The organism is Burkholderia ambifaria AMMD (genome assembly GCF_000203915.1).
GTDB classification, from domain to species: Bacteria; Pseudomonadota; Gammaproteobacteria; order Burkholderiales; family Burkholderiaceae; genus Burkholderia; species Burkholderia ambifaria.
On record NC_008391.1, the window covers coordinates 2,376,382 to 2,391,742 of the forward strand.

A 15,361-nucleotide genomic window follows, 5' to 3' on the forward strand; every position below is an offset into this window, starting at 1 on the left:
CTTATAAGCTACATGAAGGAAAGGGGTATTGCCGGGATGGCGTGAAGTGACGCATACGCGGGCCGACTGCCGAATCGAGACGAAGCACGACGCAAGGGCGCTGCGCAGGAATGCCTGCAGAGCGCTTTCGCGACGTAGGGTTTCGGGCGATGAGGCTGGCTTCCCGAACGACGATCATTCTTTCATTCGGGGCCCGCGATGACGATTCGGCCGAATGGCCGATCTCGTCGGGGCGTGAGGACACACACCGTATGGAGGAGGGATTGCGCGTCGCGTCGAGCTATGCGGTCACCGATTCGTGGAAGTCGGCCGGCTTGCTTCACGCGTCGGGCACGTCCTTGTGCTCGCCGGTCGCGTATCCGGCGAGCGTGAACAATTTGCCGTCGGCCGACGGATAGCGCGCGGCCAGAGCGCGAGCACCTTCTCCGTGTGCTTGTCGCTCGTCGTCACGATCACATCGGCATGCTTGATATCGTTCGCGTTCCGTCGCATCGAACGACGCGCGGAGACGGCATGGCGCCAAAGCCGCGCCCCACCGCCTCGATCACCGGCCTCACTACGCTGTCGCCGTCACCCGCTGCGCGGCAAACCCCGCCAGCGTCCGCAACGCGTCCCGCGCCGAGCGCAGATAGAACGCCTGCAGATGAAACACATGCCAGCGCGCGGCATGAATCTCCAGCCGGCACGGCACGCCGCACGCGAGCGCATGCGCCGCCAGTCGCTGCGCATCCGACAGCAGCACTTCCTGGTCGCCGGCCTGCACCAGTATCGGCGGCAGCCCGCGCAAGTCGGTGTCGAGCGGGCCGCGCGCGGCCACCGAGCTGCTACCGTGATACCAGCGCAACCCCTGCTCGAGCCAGCCGCGACGGATCATCGGATCGTCGTGGCGGCGCGACGCGAGCGTGTCGCCGCCCAGCGCCGGGTCGGTCACGGGCGAAATCAGCAGCAGCGCGGCGGCAGCGGGTTCGCCACGCTCGCGCAGTGCGGTGGCGAGCGCCAGCGCGAGCGCGCCGCCGGCCGAATCGCCGGCAATCGCGATCCGGTGCGGCGCGTGGCCCAGCGCGCGCAACGCATCGTATGCGGCCAGCGCGTCGTCGAGGGCCGCCGGGCTCGGATGCTCGGGCGCGAGCCGGTAGTCGGGCACCCACACCGGCAGGCCGGCTTCGGTCGCGAGCCGCGTCGTCACGCCGCGATGCGTGTGCGGGCCGCCGAGACAGAACGCGCCGCCGTGCAGGTAGAGGATCGCACCGCCCGCGTCGCCGCGCTTCGGCGCGATCACTTCGACCGGCACGCCGGCGGCCGACGTCCGGTAACGCAGCGTGCCGCCCGCGCCCGGCATCAGCGGCGCCAGCCACGCGACGACGCGGCGCTGCAGGCGCGCGCCGAACGGCGGCCCGATCAGCGGCCGGAACGCGACGCGCAGAAAGCCGCGCAGCGAGGCGGCGGCGAGCGCTTCCACGCGACCGGCGGGCGGCGCGACGACGGTGCCGTGCGTCGGCGTGGCCGTGCCCGGCAGCGGCTGCGTGAAGCGATACGCGGACAGCCCCGTGAAGCGCGTGATCCATCGATAGGTCAGCGTGAAGCCGGGCCAGTTCGTGCTGTTGTGGCCCGATGCGTCGACGTACCAGCTCTTGCAGCCGCTCCACACCGAACCCTCGAGCCGCTGCTGCACGTGCGCGTTGAAGCGCCGGTAGCGGCGCGGGTCGACGTCGATCGCCGTCGCGCCGTTGCGCCGCATCGCGCGTACGCAGCGCATCACGTGCGCGATCTGGCTCTCGAGCATGTAGACGATCGAGTTGTGGCCGAGGTTGGTGTTCGGGCCGTACAGCATGAAGAAGTTCGGGAAGCCCGGCACGGTGAGCCCGAGATACGCCTGCGCGCCGCGCCGCCATGCATCGTTCAGGTCGAGCCCGTCGCGGCCGGTGATGCGCATCGGCGACAGGAACGCGGTCGCCGCGAAACCGGTGCCGTAGACGATCGCGTCGACCGGATGGTGCACGCCGTCGTCGGTTTCGATGCCGGTCTCGGTCACGCGCCGGATGCGCTGCGTGACGAGCTCGACGTTGTCGCGGTCGAGCGCGGCGAGGTAGTCGCTCGACAGCAGGACCCGCTTGCAGCCGATCGGATAGTCGGGCGTGAGCCGTGCGCGCAGCGCCGGGTCGCGCACGTCGCGCGCGAGCAGCTTGCGGAACGGCCGGCCGATCGCGACATCCATCAGCCCGTGCAGCCGCGTGAAGGCGATCGCACGCGACTCGTAGCGCACGTAGATCGACGCGCGATGCAGCTTCATCGCCCACGGCAGCCGGCGAAACAGCGCCTGCTCCCACGGGCGATACGCGCGATCCGGACGCGGCATCACGTAGGCCGGCGAGCGCTGGAACACGACGAGGCGCTCGACGTCGGCGGCGATCGCGGGCACGAACTGGATCGCCGATGCGCCGGTGCCGACCACCGCCACGCGCTTGCCGGCGAGCGGATAGTCGCGATCCCAGTGCGCGGAGTGGAATGCGCGGCCGCGGAACGTGTCGATGCCGGGCAGGTCGGGCATCGCGGGGCGGCTCAATTGGCCGGTGCCGCTGACGAGCACGGCGGCGCTGAGCGTCGTGCCGTCGGCGAGCGTGACGTGCCACAGCGCACGGGCCTCGTCGTACTGCGCGCGCTCGACCTCGGCGCCGAAACGCAGATGGCGTGCAAGACCGTACTTGCGCGCGCAGTGCCGCAGGTATGCATGGATTTCCGGTTGCGGCGCGAATACGCGCGACCAGTTCGGGTTGGGTTCGAACGAGAACGAGTACAGATGCGAGGGCACGTCGCACGCGGCGCCCGGGTAGCGGTTGTCGCGCCACACGCCGCCGACGTCGTGCGAGCGTTCGACGATCACGAAGTCGTGAATGCCGGCGCGTTGCAGCGCGATGGCCATGCCGATGCCGGCGAAGCCGGCGCCGATGATGATCGCCGACAGCGGTGCGGCCGATTCGGCGGGACGTGACGTTTCAGGCGACGACATGGCGAATCTCCTCGGGCTGGATCGCCTCGTGCGACGCGCACGATGCATAAGCGGGATTGCGGTGCACCGGCGCGGCGGCCGGTTCGCGCGCCGTGTCGGCCGATGAGCATGCCGGCACGCGCCGCGCGCCGCGGATCAGGTCGACGGCCTTCTCGGCGATCATGATCGTCGGCGCGTTGGTGTTGCCGCCGATCAGCGTCGGCATGATCGACGCATCGACGATGCGCAGCCCCTGCAGGCCGTGCACGCGCAATTGCGGATCGACGACCGCGAGCGCGTCGCGCCCCATCCGGCAGGTGCCGACCGGGTGATACACGGTGTCGGTGCGCCGGCGCAGCACGTCGCGGATTTCGTCGTCGGTCGTGACGTTCGCGGTAAACAGGTCGTGCGTGATCCATTCGGCAAGCGCCGGTGCCGCCATCAGCCGGCGCGTGAGCCGGAAGCCGGCGACCATGTCGTCGAGGTCGCGCGGGTCGTCGAAGAACGCGGGGTCGATGCGCGGCGCGGCGAGCGGATCGGTGCCATGCAGCGTGACCGAGCCGCGGCTGCGCGGTCGCAGGAGGCACACGTGGCACGACAGCCCGTGGCCGACGTGCAGCCGGCGTGCGTGATCGTCGACGAGCGCGACGACGAAGTGCAGCTGGATGTCGGGCGCATCGAGACCGGCCCGCGTTTTCAGGAAGCCGCCGCCTTCCGCGAAATTCGACGTCAGCATCCCGCGCCGTTCGCGGCGAAAGCGCGCGAACTCGCGCAGCATGCGCAGGCCGCCGCGCACGGACACGCCCATCGCGTCGACGCTGCGTGTGCGGTAGCCGAGGATGAAGTCCGGATGATCCTGCAGGTTGCGGCCGACGCCGGGCAGGTCGGCGCGCACCGGAATGCCGAGCCGCTGCAGTTCGCCGGCCGGACCGACACCCGACAGCATCAGCAACTGGGGCGTCTGCAGCGCGCCGGCCGCGAGCACGACTTCGCGCCGGGCGCGCAGCGTGCGCACTTCGCCGTGTTGCCGCACCTCGACACCCGTCGCACGCATGCCGTCGAACAGGATGCGCAACACCTGCGCGTGCGTTTCGACCGTCAGGTTGTCGCGCCGGCCGACGTGCGGCAGCAAATACGCGCGCGCCGCGCTCCACCGCTCGCCGTGCTTCTGCGTGACCTGATAGAGGCCGACACCTTCCTGCTGCGCGCCGTTGAAGTCGTCGGTGAGCGGCAGGCCGGCCTGGCGCGCCGCTTCCAGGTAGCGCGCATGGAACGGGTTGCCGGTGCGCAGGTCGCTGACCCACAGCGGGCCGTCGCGGCCGTGAAAGGCGTCGTCGAAGCGCTCGTTGTGCTCGCTCAGGCGGAAGTACGGCAGCACGTCGTCGTAGGACCAGCCTTCGTTGCCGAGTGCGGCCCAGCCGTCGTAATCGACGCGATGGCCGCGAATGTAGACCATCGCGTTGATCGCGGACGAACCGCCGAGCGCCTTGCCGCGCGGCTGATAGCCGATGCGCCCGCCGAGTCCGGGCTGCGGCACGGTGTCGAACGCCCAGTTGTTCACGCGGGTCGGCAGCATGGCGACCGAGCCGGTCGGTACGTTGACGACCGCGGTGTCGCCGCGGCCGCCGGCCTCGAGCACGCAGACGGTCACGGCCGGGTCCTCGGTCAGTCGCCCTGCGACGACGCATCCGCCCGAACCGCCGCCGACGACGATGTAGTCGAAAGTCTTGCTCATCAGAATTTGCTCCGAGAAACCCCGCCGTTGATGGCGGGAAGGAAAGGCGTGCTGTTGACAGGCAGCTTCTTCCACGGGTTAGGATCACCGGCATGATTCTTGTCTACCGCTACCGGGTGAAGTCGCTCAACGGACTGCTCAACAAGCAGAGCCGTGCGGTGAACTACGTCTGGAACTTCTGCAATGACACGCAGAAGCACGCGCTCAAGTGGAGCAAGAAATGGCCGACGGGTTTTGAACTGAACGTGTTGACCACCGGCAGTAGCAAGGAACTCGGTATCCACTCCGGCACGATCAACGCGACGTGCGAGCAATACGCGAAGTCGCGCAGTCAGCACCGTCGGCCCTACCTGCGCTATCGCGGCAGGAAATCGCTGGGCTGGGTGCCGCTGAAGGGCCGTGACCTGAAGCGCGAGGGTGACGCGTTCCGTTTCGCCGGCAACACGTTTCGCGTGTTCAACAGCCGCCCGCTTCCCGAAGGCAAGATCAAGGACGGGACCAACTTTGCGCAGGATGCACGCGGCAACTGGTTTCTCAACATCGTGATCGAGGTGGCTGATATTCAGGCTCGCCCGATCCGTTCCGGTGTCGGCATTGATCTCGGCCTGAAAGACTTCGCCACACTTTCGACGGGCGAGAAGCTGCCCAATGACCGATTCGGCCGACGCGCGGCGGAGAAACTGGCGAAAGCTCAACGGGCGCGAAAGCACAAGCGGCATATCGCGAAGTTGCACGCCAAGGTCGCGAATGCCCGTGCCGATTTTCAGCACAAGCTCGCGCTCGATCTGGTGCGGCGCTTCGATTACATCGCGGTTGGCAATGTATCTGCCGTCAAACTTGCCAGAACCAGGATGGCGAAAAGCGTCTACGACGCATCCTGGTCGTCCTTCCGAAACAAGCTCCGTTACAAGGCGATCGCGCACGGGGCCACGTTCGAGGAAGTCGACGAAAGCGGTTCTACCCAGTCCTGTTCGGCGTGCGGATCGAAAGACAGCACGACGCGGCCGAAAGGTATCGCGGGACTGCGAATAAGAGAGTGGGCCTGCAGTGACTGTGGTGTCGTGCATGATCGTGATATCAACGCTGCGCTGAACATTCTCCGATGCGGACGTGCATCGCCAGGTGTGGGAATCACCTGCCTTTAGGCGGGTGAGGACGTCAAGGAGTCGTCTCCCGATGGTCGATGGATCATGCGATGCGCGTCAGCGCGCGCAGGCGATCGAGCCGCGACAGGCGGATCGCGAGCGGCGGGGCGGGGTCGCGGGCGAACGCTTCGCGCTGGCGTTCGAAGCGGGCCGCGAGATCGGGCGGGCGACTCGGTCGCATGGTGTCTCCTCCGGGGGCGTGGGTGTCGTTCAGGCGACGACTGATGACGCCGATGGTGCGGGCCGCATGGGAAAACACCAATGCTGCTTCGGGACAATTGTTTTAGTATTTGGGCCAAATCGGCGCTTCGAGGGTTTCTCCGCATGAGCTTCTGGGACTTCACCCGGAGTCCGGCCAGTGCCCGGCTGCTGGCCGATTTCGGCGACGAGCGCGGCGTGTCGCGCACGAAGCTGCTGTCCGGCACGGGCCTCGCGGACGCGCAGCTCGACGATCCGAACGTCGAGGTGACGGCCGCGCAGGAACTGCGGCTGACCGGCAATCTGCTGCGCGCGCTCGGGCGTGCGCCGGGCCTCGGGTTCGAGGTCGGGCAGCGCTATCACTTCTCCGCATACGGCGTGTGGGGCTACGGACTGATCGCGAGCGCGACCGCGCGCGACGCGCTGGCGCTCGCGATGCGCTTCCTGCCGCTCACGTATGCGTTCACGGTGATCACGTACCGCGAGGAAGCGCACACGTGCGTGCTCAATTTCGGCGCGCCGGAGCTCGATGCCGACCTGAGCCGGTTCCTCGTCGAACGCGACATGACGGCCGCCGTCGTGCTGCTGCAGGAAATCGGCGGCGACGATTTCGCGTTGTCGCGCTTCACGATGCAGGCCGCGAGCGCGGCGAGCGTAGCCACGTCCACACGCGCGCCCGCACCGCGCATCGCCGGTGTCGAACCCGCGTTCGGCGCGCGTGCGAACAGCGTCGCGTTCGACCGCGGCTTTCTCGACCGGCCGCTGCCGCATGCGAACCCGCTGACGGTTTCGATGTGCGAGCAGATGTGCGTGCAGCTGGTCGAAGCGCGACGCGCGCGGGTCGGCACGTCGGAGATGGTGCGGCAATACCTGACGGCGACGCCCGGCAACGTGCCGTTCTCGCTCGACGACATCGCGCGGCTGATGAACACGAGCCCGCGCACGCTGAAGCGCCGGCTGCAGGAGGAAGGCACGACATTCCGCACGCTGCTCGCGCAGGCGCGCGGTGCGATGGCCGAGACGCTGCTCGGCGATGCGCACCTGTCGCTGACGGAAGTCGCCGAGCGGCTCGGCTTCAGCGACCTGTCGAGTTTCTCGCAGGCGTTCAAGCGCTGGTATGGTGTGCCGCCGGGCACCTACCGCAGCGGCCTGCTGCGCGACGGCGCCCGCACCGACGCGGCGTAGCGCCACGCGCCTCCCCCAACCCTTTCGCGAGAGAACCCGCATGATCACGCTTCGCCCGATGACCGAAGACGACTTCGCCCGCTTCTGGCCCACCTACCACGCGATCGTCGCCGCGCAGGAGACCTACGCATTCGATCCGGCGCCGACGCGCGAAGCCGCCCGCGCGCAGTGGCTCGACGCGCCGCTGTGCACGTGGGTTGCCGAGGAGGACGGCGTGCTGCTCGGCTCGTACTACCTGAAGGCGAATGCGGCTGGGCCCGGCAATCACGTGTGCAACTGCGGCTATATGGTCGCCGACGCGGCGCGCGGCAAGGGCGTCGCGCGCCTGATGTGCGAGCACTCGCAGCAGGTGGCGCGCGAACGCGGCTTCCTCGCGATGCAGTTCAACTCGGTGGTCGCGACGAACGAAGTGGCGGTCGCGTTGTGGCAGAAGCTCGGCTTCGAGATCGTCGGCCGCTTGCCGCGCGCGTATCGTCATGCGCGGCTCGGCTTCGTCGATTGCCTCGTGATGTTCAAGTGGCTCGGCGACGCGGCGGCCGCCGAAGCCTGATTCCACGTTTAGACGGCGAACGCGCCGTCGAACACGACCTGCCCGTCGAACGCGAGCGTGCCGCGCGCGAAGATCAGGTCGAGGTGATGACTGCCGTTCGCGCCGCCGCCGAGGCCGAGATGCAGGCCCGGATGGCGTTCCTCGAACCCGGCGTTGCGACCGTACAGCCCACGGATGCCCAGGTTCGTGCCGATGCCGAATTCCTCGATGCGCCGGTGATTGTCGTGCCGGTCGAGATACGACGCGAAGTCGCGCCGGAAACCCGCGTCGTCGCTGTCGAAATCGACGATCAGGCTGTCTTCGACATGCAGCGTCGCGAGCCGCTCCGCCACACGGTACTTGATCGCGAACGGCACGGTGCCGAGGAACGTGCCGCTGAACACGATCGAGCCGTGCAGGTCGGTGACGTGCGTCGCGATTTCGCCGGGCACGACGTCGAGATTGCCCATCCCGTCCACGCTCGTCCATTTCTGGTCCGGCGCGAGCGAGCCGGTCAGCGTGTTGCCGGCTTCGTCGATGAAGCGGATCTCTGACGCGCGCGCGGCCGCGTCGATCAGCCGGCCGTTGCGTGCGGCGATGTCGTCGAGCGATTCGGCGAACGCCTCGTCGAGATGCGGGCCGTAATCCTTGAACAGTACCGACTTGCTCCAGTGCTCGACGATCGCGGGACGGATCGCGGCGAGGAACGGCGGGCCGCTCGGTGACGGCGTCGGCAGACACGACGAGTCGTACAGCAGCACGAACAGGTCGGCGTGCGAGAGCGCGGCGGTGATCTCGGCGGGCGGGGTGCTTTCGAGGCAGAGGGTGGTCGCGTCGAGCGAGCCGGGCAGGGCGGAAAACGCGCGCAATGCGGTGTCGCGGTTGCGGGTGTCGTAGCCGACCAGCAGTTGTCCCGTCTCGCCGCGTGCGAGTTTGTCGCGCAGCGCGGGGTGAAAGCCCAGCGCGCGATGCAGGTTCAGCATGCGTGTCTCCGGAAGCGGCGGAAGGGCCGCAGCCCTTCCGCGAGAACGGGCTGGCCGCTCAGACCGGCCAGAGCGCGGTGCCGAACGGCACCACGGCATCCTCCACCATCATGTCGACGGCTTCGGGGTGCGTGTCTTCCTGCATCCAGTCAAGCAATTCGATTTGCCGGGTTTCCTGCATGTCAATTCTCCTGTGGTGAACATGAGTGATTCAACATGAAAGCGCGGTAAAGGGATTACCGCCCTCATCCGGAATTTTTTGAATACCGGGCGAGTGGCGTCGATATTAGTCTGACGATTTACCGAATGCAATGCGTTGCAAGGTTTTTAGCCAAAGCGTGCTAAACAAGCGAGTTCGCTGAACTTCGTGCGATCGACGCGAATGAATCGAATTTCGACGGCCGCGATTTTTTATTGAATATCGGGGCATGATCGATAAATCAATTCGCGTGATTTTTTAAATCCGGAGTCCAATTGCGCAGATCGTTTCGTTTTTTGTCGTTCGCTAACGATGCATGCGTCGCCGGGCCGTTACCGGTTTCAACCCAGCAGCGCCTTGCCGAGCGGCTTGACGGGCTAGTTTGCGGGCGACGTGCGGTATCGCTGCTGACGGTGCAGGCAGCGCTCGCGGCCGGTCAAGTATCATCGGTCGAGCGGCGCACCGGGTCCGGCAGTCGGAACCGGCGCCCGCCACAACACGGAATCCGCAGCGACGACGCCACGGCGGGCGGCCCACGGCAGTCAAAGCCGCGTCGACGTTGCGGGACCCAGGCCCCGACCGGCCTCGAACTACGATGGAGACACCGCGATGCGCGCAGCACCGCAACCGGAGCACGCCGGCCGAGCACGGCCGGATGCGAGCGCCACCGAACCCGACCGCATGGCCGCATGGCGGCTCGCGATCTGCCTGTCGCTCGGCAGCGCGATCGCGCTCGGCCTCGCACGCTTCTCGTATGCACTGCTGTTGCCGCCGATGAAGGCCGATCTCGGCTGGACTTTCGCGCAGGCCGGCGCGCTGAACACGGCGAACGCGGCCGGCTACCTGATCGGCGCGCTCATTTTCCCGTTCCTGTCGCGGCGCTGGCGCACGGGCACGCTGCTCGCGGCCGGCTGCGCGCTGACCGTGGTGCTGATGGCCGCATGCGGGCTCACGTCCGACATGAACGCGCTGCTCGTCGAGCGGCTCGCGACGGGCGTCGGCAGCGCGCTGATCTTCATCAGCGGCGGCGTGCTGGCCGCGCGGCTCGCGTCCGCGGCGCCGCGCGATGCGGGGCTCCTGCTCGGGCTCTATTACGGCGGCACGGGGTGGGGCGTCGTTGCGTCGTCGCTGCTCGTGCCGGCGACGCTCGTGCAACGCGCGCATGGCTGGCAACCCGCGTGGTTCGCGCTCGCGTTCGCGTGCGTGCTGTTCTCCGCTGTAGCCGTATCGGCGGCACGCCGCATCGAGCGCGCGCACGCGGCACCGGCCGTGCCGCGCGACGGCACCGCGCCGGCCGCCACCGCGCACCCGGCGCGCTTCGCACTCGCGCTCGCGGGCTACGCACTGTTCGGCGTCGGCTATATCGGGTACATGACGTTCATCGTCGCGCTGCTGCGCGGCGCGGGGATGAGCGGGACGGTCGTGTCCGCGTTCTACGTGACGCTCGGCGCGGCGACCGTCGTGTCGGCGCGGCTGTGGTCGGGGCTGCTCGACCGGATGCGCGGCGGCCAGGCGCTGGCCGTGCTCAACGCGCTGCTCGGCGTCGCGACGCTGATGCCGGCGCTGTTCGTGCATCCGGCTGCCGCGTTCGCGTCGGGCGTGCTGTTCGGCGCGACGTTCCTGTCGGCGGTTGCGGCGACCACCGCGTTCGTGCGCCACAACCTGCCGCCGGAAGGCTGGGCGAAAGGCATCAGCGCGTTCACGACGGTCTTCGCGTTCGGGCAGATCGCCGGCCCCGTCGCGATCGGCTGGGTGTCGGACAGCGCGGGGCTCGCGCGCGGGCTCGTGTATTCGGCGCTGATGCTGTTCGCGGGTGCGGCGCTCGCGGCCGGACAGCGCGCGCTGCGGGCGTCCTAGGGTTTGTTCACGCCAATCAATGACGGGCTTGCGAACGTGCGTTACCGCTCGTCACGCGCCGATCACCGCACGCACGCCGTGCGCGCCACGCGATGAAACGCGCGGCTGAAGTAGATGAGGCTGTCGCCGTCGTGGCGCACGCGGATCGACGTCGCCTCGATGAACATCACCGAATGCGAGCCGACTTCCTTCATCTCGGCGATCGTCCCCTGCAGGCTCGCGAGCGCGTCGCGCAGCACGGGCACGTCCTGCTCGCCGCGATCCCACACCGGCAACTCGAAGCGGCGCTCCATCGGCAGCTCGGTGAGGCCCGCGAAATGCCGCGCGAGCAGTTCGTGCTCGGCCGGCAGCACGTTGATGCACACGTGCCGATTGCGCTCGAAGATCGCGTGCATCGCGCTCGACCGGTTCAGGCACACGAGCAGCGTCGGCGGCGCATCGGTGACGGAACAGACGGCGCTCGCAGTGATCCCGCAACGGCCGTGCGGCCCCGCGGTGGTGATCACGTTGACGGCCGCGCCGAGGTGGGCCATCGCTTGCCGGAAGGCCTTTTGCGCGTCGGTCGGTTCGGCGCGCGCCGGTTGCGGGGTGTCGGTCGTGGCGGACATGGGCGCTCCTGATTGGATGAGTGCGGCGATCGTGCATGGTATCGATGCGGCATCGGATCGTCGACGATGATCCAAGCGTACGTCACGAAAAAGCCGGCGAACATTCGCACGATTGATGCCGAAGCTGGCGTTCCCGCCAACGCGTCTAAAGGTTCTACCTAGATGCGCGGCGCGGCGCGCGAAAAAAACTGCGATCGGGCGTTCGCGCGGCACGTGAAGGGGTATTCAGCGCATTTTCGGCTCGTTATGATGTGCCGCATACCCCCGACGAACGACGCTTGCGTGACATGCGGCGCGTGCGATACCGATACCGATATTTTGCGAGACACCCCGATGACGTCACCCGCTCCGATCGTATACATCGTCGACGACGACAGCGGCATGCGGACGTCGCTTGCGTGGTTGCTCGAATCGGTCGGCATCGCGTCCGAAGGATTCGCGAATGCCGCCGACTTTCTCGCGCGCTTCGACGTGAACCTGCCTGCGTGCCTGGTGCTCGACGTGAGGATGCCGGAGAAAAGCGGGTTCGACGTGCAGGCGGAGCTGAATGCGCGCGGCGCGACGCTGCCGGTGATCTTCGTCAGCGGGCACGGCGACATTCCGATGTCGGTGCGCGCGCTGCAGAACGGCGCGATCGACTTCGTCGAGAAGCCGTACAACTCGCAGCAGATGCTCGAGCGCGTGCAACGCGCGCTGCGGCTCGCGCAGCAGCGGCACGCGGTCGACCGGCATCACCGCGAGCTGCGCCAGCGGCTCGATGCGCTGACCGCGCGCGAGAAGGAAGTCCTGCGCGGCGTCGTCGACGGCAAGGGCAGCAAGCAGATCGCGTCGGACCTGTCGATCAGCGTGAAGACCGTCGACGTGCATCGCGCGAGCATCAAGGAGAAGCTCGGCGCGACGTCGATCGCCGCGCTCGTGCGCGACGTGATGGTCGTGTGGGGCGGCGACAACGAAACGCCGCGCTAGCTGCTGGCAGCTAGCTGCGAGAATGCGCGCCGAAGCGCGCCACGCTCAGCGCTCACCGCATGTACAACCCGCCGTTGATGTCCCAGCATGCGCCGTTCGCGAAATGCGCGTCGCCCGACGCGAGCAGCACCGCCGCATCCGCGACGAAACCGGCCGAGCCGAGCTTGCCGCCCGGCAGGCTCGCGAGCACCTGCCGCAGCTTCTCCGGCGCGACGCTCTCGTACACGATCGGCAAGTCGAGCGGGCCCGGCGAGATCGCGTTGACGGTCACGCCGTGCGCGGCGAGATCGCGCGCGAATACCTTGGTCAGCGTCAGCGTGCCGCCCTTCGCGGCCGCGTAGTGTGCGCCCGTCGCCGAGCCGCCGTTCTGCCCGGCGAGCGACGCGATGTTGACGATGCGGCCCGCGCCGCGCGTCGCGAAGTACTGGCCGAATACCTGGCAACCGAACAGCACGCTGCGCAGGTTCACGTCGATCACCTGATCGAACTGCTCGGCCGTGATCTCCATCGCGGGCACGACCTTCGACGCGCCGGCATTGTTGACGAGCACGTCGATCGTGCCCCAGCGTGCGACGAGCGCATCGCGCGCGGCTTCGAAGTCGTGCTTCGACGTGACGTCGAGCGGCAGCGCGATCGCGCGTTCACCGCTCGGGTCGAGTTCGCGCGCATGCGCTTGAATGGCGTCGGCGGCGATGTCGGCCAGCGCGACGCGATAGCCGGCCGCGTGAAAGCGTTCGGCGATGACGGCGCCGAGCCCGCGCGCGGCGCCGGTGACGAGGACGACTCGATCTGACATGGTGCGTGATTCCCTGGTTCGCGGGCGCGTGGCCGAAGCGGCGCCCGCATCGTGGTTCATGCGGCGAGCGCCGCCTCGAAGTGCGCGGCGACGGCGCACACGTGTTCGTCCGCGCCCTTGCGTCCGACGATCTGCAAGCCGGCCTTCAGCGGCGTTCCCGCGAGCGGCAGCGGCAGGCTGAGCGCCGGGTGACCGCTCAGGTTGAACGGCCGGATCAGCGACGACATCGCAATCACCGACACGCCGTCGCGTGCCTGCTGAAGCGTGATCGGCAATGCGGGCAGCGTCGGCAGCACCAGCACGTCCGCATGTTCGAGCGCGGCATCGACCTGCGCGGTGAAACGTGCGCGCACGGCTTCGGCTTCCTCGAGTGCGGCCGGTGTCGTCGTCGCGGCCGTGCGCAGCCGCGCATCGAGATCGGCGCCGAGCTTGCCGGTCGCGACGAGATGACCGAATGCGCGCGACGTTTCCGCGTTGATGACGGCGAGCCCGGCCGCGAACGCGGCAGGCAGCTCGTCGAGCACGGCTTCGCGCACGCGCAGGCCGGACGCGCGCAGCGCCGTGTCGAGCGCGGCGACGATGGCCGCGTCGGCATCGACGATCACGCGCGCGATCGTGCAGCCGGCAACGGGCGCTGCCGCACGCGCACGGTCGAAGCCCGGTGCGATGGCGGCCGTCACGGCCGCGAGCGTATCGACGTCGCGCGCGAACGGTCCGACGCAATCGAGCGTGGTGTCGGCGGGCGCGACGCCGCGCCGCGACACGCGGCCGAACGTCGGCTTGAGCCCGGCCACGCCGCAGCAGGCGGCCGGCCCGCGAATCGAGCCGCCGGTGTCGGTGCCGAGCGCGGCGTCGACCAAGCCGAGCCCGACGAGCGACGCCGAGCCGCTCGACGAGCCGCCCGGAATGCGCATCGGGTCTTGCGGATTGACCGGCGTGCCGGTGAAGTCGTTGATGCCGGTCATGCCGAACGCGAGCTCGTGCATGTTCGCCTTGCCGGCGATCTGCCAGCCGGCGTCGAGCAGCAGGCCGACTACGTCAGCGTGCCGCGCGGCGGGCGGCGCGTCGGCGAGCGCGCGGCTGGCCGCGCGGGTCGGATGGCCGGCGATGTCGATCGTGTCCTTGATCGCGATCGTCGGGCCCGGGCCGCCCAGCGTGAAGGTGTCGATGAAGCCTGTCATGGTGCGATGGCGTGCGAGCGGAGTGAAAGGGTTCAGGACCGCGGCGCGGCGGCGAGCGGCCACGGGCCGTCGAGCACGCGCTCGGTGCGGAAATGGCGGATCAGCCACGCGGCGGCGCCCTCGGCCGGCGCGAAATCGACGGTCAGCCGTGCGGCGATCAGCTCGGCCGTGCCGTCCACGTGGCGCGACGCCTGCAGCATGATCCAGCGGCCGCGCGCGGTCGCGAGATCGGCGCCGACGTCGATCGACTCCGACGTCAGGAAGTGCAGGTTCGCCACGAAATGCGGCTCGGGCGGCAGATAGCGGCGCAGCATCGCGACGATCGCGTCCGTGCCTTCGAGGCGGCCGAACTTGCGCGCGTACTGCGGGCCGATGCCTTCCCACACCGCATCGGCCGTGAACAGCGCGGCGAGCGCCGGGCCGTCGCCGACATCCTCGGGCACGTCGCACAGCGCCATGTAGCGCGTGATCGTCGCACGCACCGCGCGTTCGGCGTCGAGCGTCGCCACGCGCCGCTCAAGCGCTCCGAGCACTTCAAGCACGTCGATCGAGCGGGCCGAATCGGAGCCGGTCATCGCGCGCCTCACGACGCGGGGCGCGCGGCCGGCGGCACGGTCAGCGCGCGGCCGACCCGCGCCTCGATCTTGCCGTAGCGCCACAGGTTGTATTCGCCGACGGGCGTCGTGCGATACAGGTTGCAGACCGCGACCGTCGTGTCGAAGTCGGCGACGTCGGCCATGATGTAGAAGGTCCATGGCGCGCCGTCGGCCTGACCGACGACGAGGCGGTCGTCATCCATCACGCCGAGCACGCGCACGCCGGGCATTGCCTCGACGGCGGCGAGCATCGCGCCGTACGCTTGCCACACTTCGCCGATCTTCTCGCGCGGCAGGTCGAAGAAGTTTTGCGACACGCCGCAGCAGAACAGCACGCGCAGCGGCAGCGGATTCGAATCGGACATGACAGGTTCTCCTGAAGAATGCGTTGAGCGGC

At 68.6% G+C, this 15,361-nt stretch carries 16 protein-coding genes; 6 read left to right on the top strand and 10 right to left on the bottom strand.

The annotated features are described in order from the left end of the window. Positions 1 to 251: 251 nt before the first annotated feature. Positions 252 to 398: a hypothetical protein gene (locus BAMB_RS35585; RefSeq protein WP_158380550.1), complete on the top strand. Its 147-nt coding sequence runs from the start codon at positions 252 to 254 to the stop codon at positions 396 to 398. A gap of 158 nt (positions 399 to 556) precedes the next feature. Here the strand turns inward: BAMB_RS35585 and BAMB_RS26655 are convergent, their stop codons facing one another. Beyond that, positions 557 to 3,007, bottom strand: a complete 2,451-nt coding sequence (locus BAMB_RS26655) for an alpha/beta hydrolase fold domain-containing protein (protein WP_011660255.1) — start codon at positions 3,005 to 3,007, stop codon at positions 557 to 559. Beyond that, complete coding sequence (locus BAMB_RS26660; RefSeq protein ID WP_041491593.1) at positions 2,994 to 4,721, bottom strand: GMC family oxidoreductase; 1,728 nt, start codon at positions 4,719 to 4,721, stop codon at positions 2,994 to 2,996. Before BAMB_RS26660 ends, BAMB_RS26655 begins: the two co-directional genes overlap by 14 nt. Before the next feature lie 92 nt (positions 4,722 to 4,813). Between BAMB_RS26660 and BAMB_RS26665 the strand changes: the two genes are divergently transcribed. Continuing rightward, positions 4,814 to 5,866 carry an RNA-guided endonuclease InsQ/TnpB family protein gene (locus tag BAMB_RS26665; protein WP_011660257.1) on the top strand — a complete coding sequence of 351 codons (1,053 nt, stop codon included), beginning with the start codon at positions 4,814 to 4,816 and terminating at the stop codon, positions 5,864 to 5,866. Between the two features lie 43 nt (positions 5,867 to 5,909). Here BAMB_RS26665 and BAMB_RS35590 read toward each other — a convergent pair whose 3' ends face one another. Beyond that, the gene (locus BAMB_RS35590) at positions 5,910 to 6,047 is read right to left on the bottom strand and encodes a hypothetical protein (RefSeq protein WP_011660258.1); all 138 of its coding nucleotides are present in this window, start codon (positions 6,045 to 6,047) and stop codon (positions 5,910 to 5,912) included. A gap of 143 nt (positions 6,048 to 6,190) precedes the next feature. Between BAMB_RS35590 and BAMB_RS26670 the strand changes: the two genes are divergently transcribed. Together BAMB_RS26670 and BAMB_RS26675 are read left to right on the top strand one after the other, a co-directional pair. Then, a complete protein-coding gene (locus BAMB_RS26670) occupies positions 6,191 to 7,249 on the top strand; it encodes an AraC family transcriptional regulator (RefSeq protein WP_041491594.1) in 1,059 nt (352 codons plus the stop codon). Positions 7,250 to 7,289: 40 nt separating this feature from the next. Then, the gene (locus BAMB_RS26675) at positions 7,290 to 7,799 is read left to right on the top strand and encodes a GNAT family N-acetyltransferase (protein WP_011660260.1); all 510 of its coding nucleotides are present in this window, start codon (positions 7,290 to 7,292) and stop codon (positions 7,797 to 7,799) included. An 8-nt stretch (positions 7,800 to 7,807) separates the two neighbouring features. Here BAMB_RS26675 and BAMB_RS26680 read toward each other — a convergent pair whose 3' ends face one another. Next, a complete protein-coding gene (locus tag BAMB_RS26680; RefSeq protein WP_011660261.1) occupies positions 7,808 to 8,761 on the bottom strand; it encodes a CgnE/CgnB domain-containing protein in 954 nt (317 codons plus the stop codon). Positions 8,762 to 8,819: 58 nt separating this feature from the next. After that, positions 8,820 to 8,942, bottom strand: coding sequence for a hypothetical protein (locus BAMB_RS36135; RefSeq protein WP_006752127.1), 123 nt, complete (start codon positions 8,940 to 8,942; stop codon positions 8,820 to 8,822). Between the two features lie 627 nt (positions 8,943 to 9,569). On the opposite strand from BAMB_RS36135, the gene BAMB_RS26690 reads away from it, so the two are divergent. Beyond that, entirely contained in the window at positions 9,570 to 10,817 is a 1,248-nt protein-coding gene (locus tag BAMB_RS26690) for a YbfB/YjiJ family MFS transporter (protein ID WP_011660262.1), read from the top strand. Positions 10,818 to 10,879: 62 nt separating this feature from the next. Here the strand turns inward: BAMB_RS26690 and hpaC are convergent, their stop codons facing one another. After that, positions 10,880 to 11,425 carry a 4-hydroxyphenylacetate 3-monooxygenase, reductase component gene (gene hpaC / locus BAMB_RS26695; RefSeq protein ID WP_011660263.1) on the bottom strand — a complete coding sequence of 182 codons (546 nt, stop codon included), beginning with the start codon at positions 11,423 to 11,425 and terminating at the stop codon, positions 10,880 to 10,882. Positions 11,426 to 11,758: 333 nt separating this feature from the next. Between hpaC and BAMB_RS26700 the strand changes: the two genes are divergently transcribed. Then, a complete protein-coding gene (locus BAMB_RS26700; protein WP_011660264.1) occupies positions 11,759 to 12,391 on the top strand; it encodes a response regulator transcription factor in 633 nt (210 codons plus the stop codon). A 52-nt stretch (positions 12,392 to 12,443) separates the two neighbouring features. Here the strand turns inward: BAMB_RS26700 and BAMB_RS26705 are convergent, their stop codons facing one another. Genes BAMB_RS26705 through BAMB_RS26720 form a run of 4 tightly spaced genes read right to left on the bottom strand, consistent with a single transcriptional unit; the run spans position 12,444 to position 15,329 of the window. Continuing rightward, a complete protein-coding gene (locus tag BAMB_RS26705) occupies positions 12,444 to 13,187 on the bottom strand; it encodes an SDR family NAD(P)-dependent oxidoreductase (protein WP_011660265.1) in 744 nt (247 codons plus the stop codon). Positions 13,188 to 13,243: 56 nt separating this feature from the next. Further along, positions 13,244 to 14,368, bottom strand: coding sequence for an amidase (locus BAMB_RS26710; protein ID WP_011660266.1), 1,125 nt, complete (start codon positions 14,366 to 14,368; stop codon positions 13,244 to 13,246). 32 nt (positions 14,369 to 14,400) lie between these two features. Further along, complete coding sequence (locus BAMB_RS26715) at positions 14,401 to 14,943, bottom strand: nuclear transport factor 2 family protein (protein ID WP_011660267.1); 543 nt, start codon at positions 14,941 to 14,943, stop codon at positions 14,401 to 14,403. Positions 14,944 to 14,951: 8 nt separating this feature from the next. After that, entirely contained in the window at positions 14,952 to 15,329 is a 378-nt protein-coding gene (locus tag BAMB_RS26720) for a hypothetical protein (RefSeq protein WP_011660268.1), read from the bottom strand. Between the last annotated feature and the right edge of the window lie 32 nt (positions 15,330 to 15,361).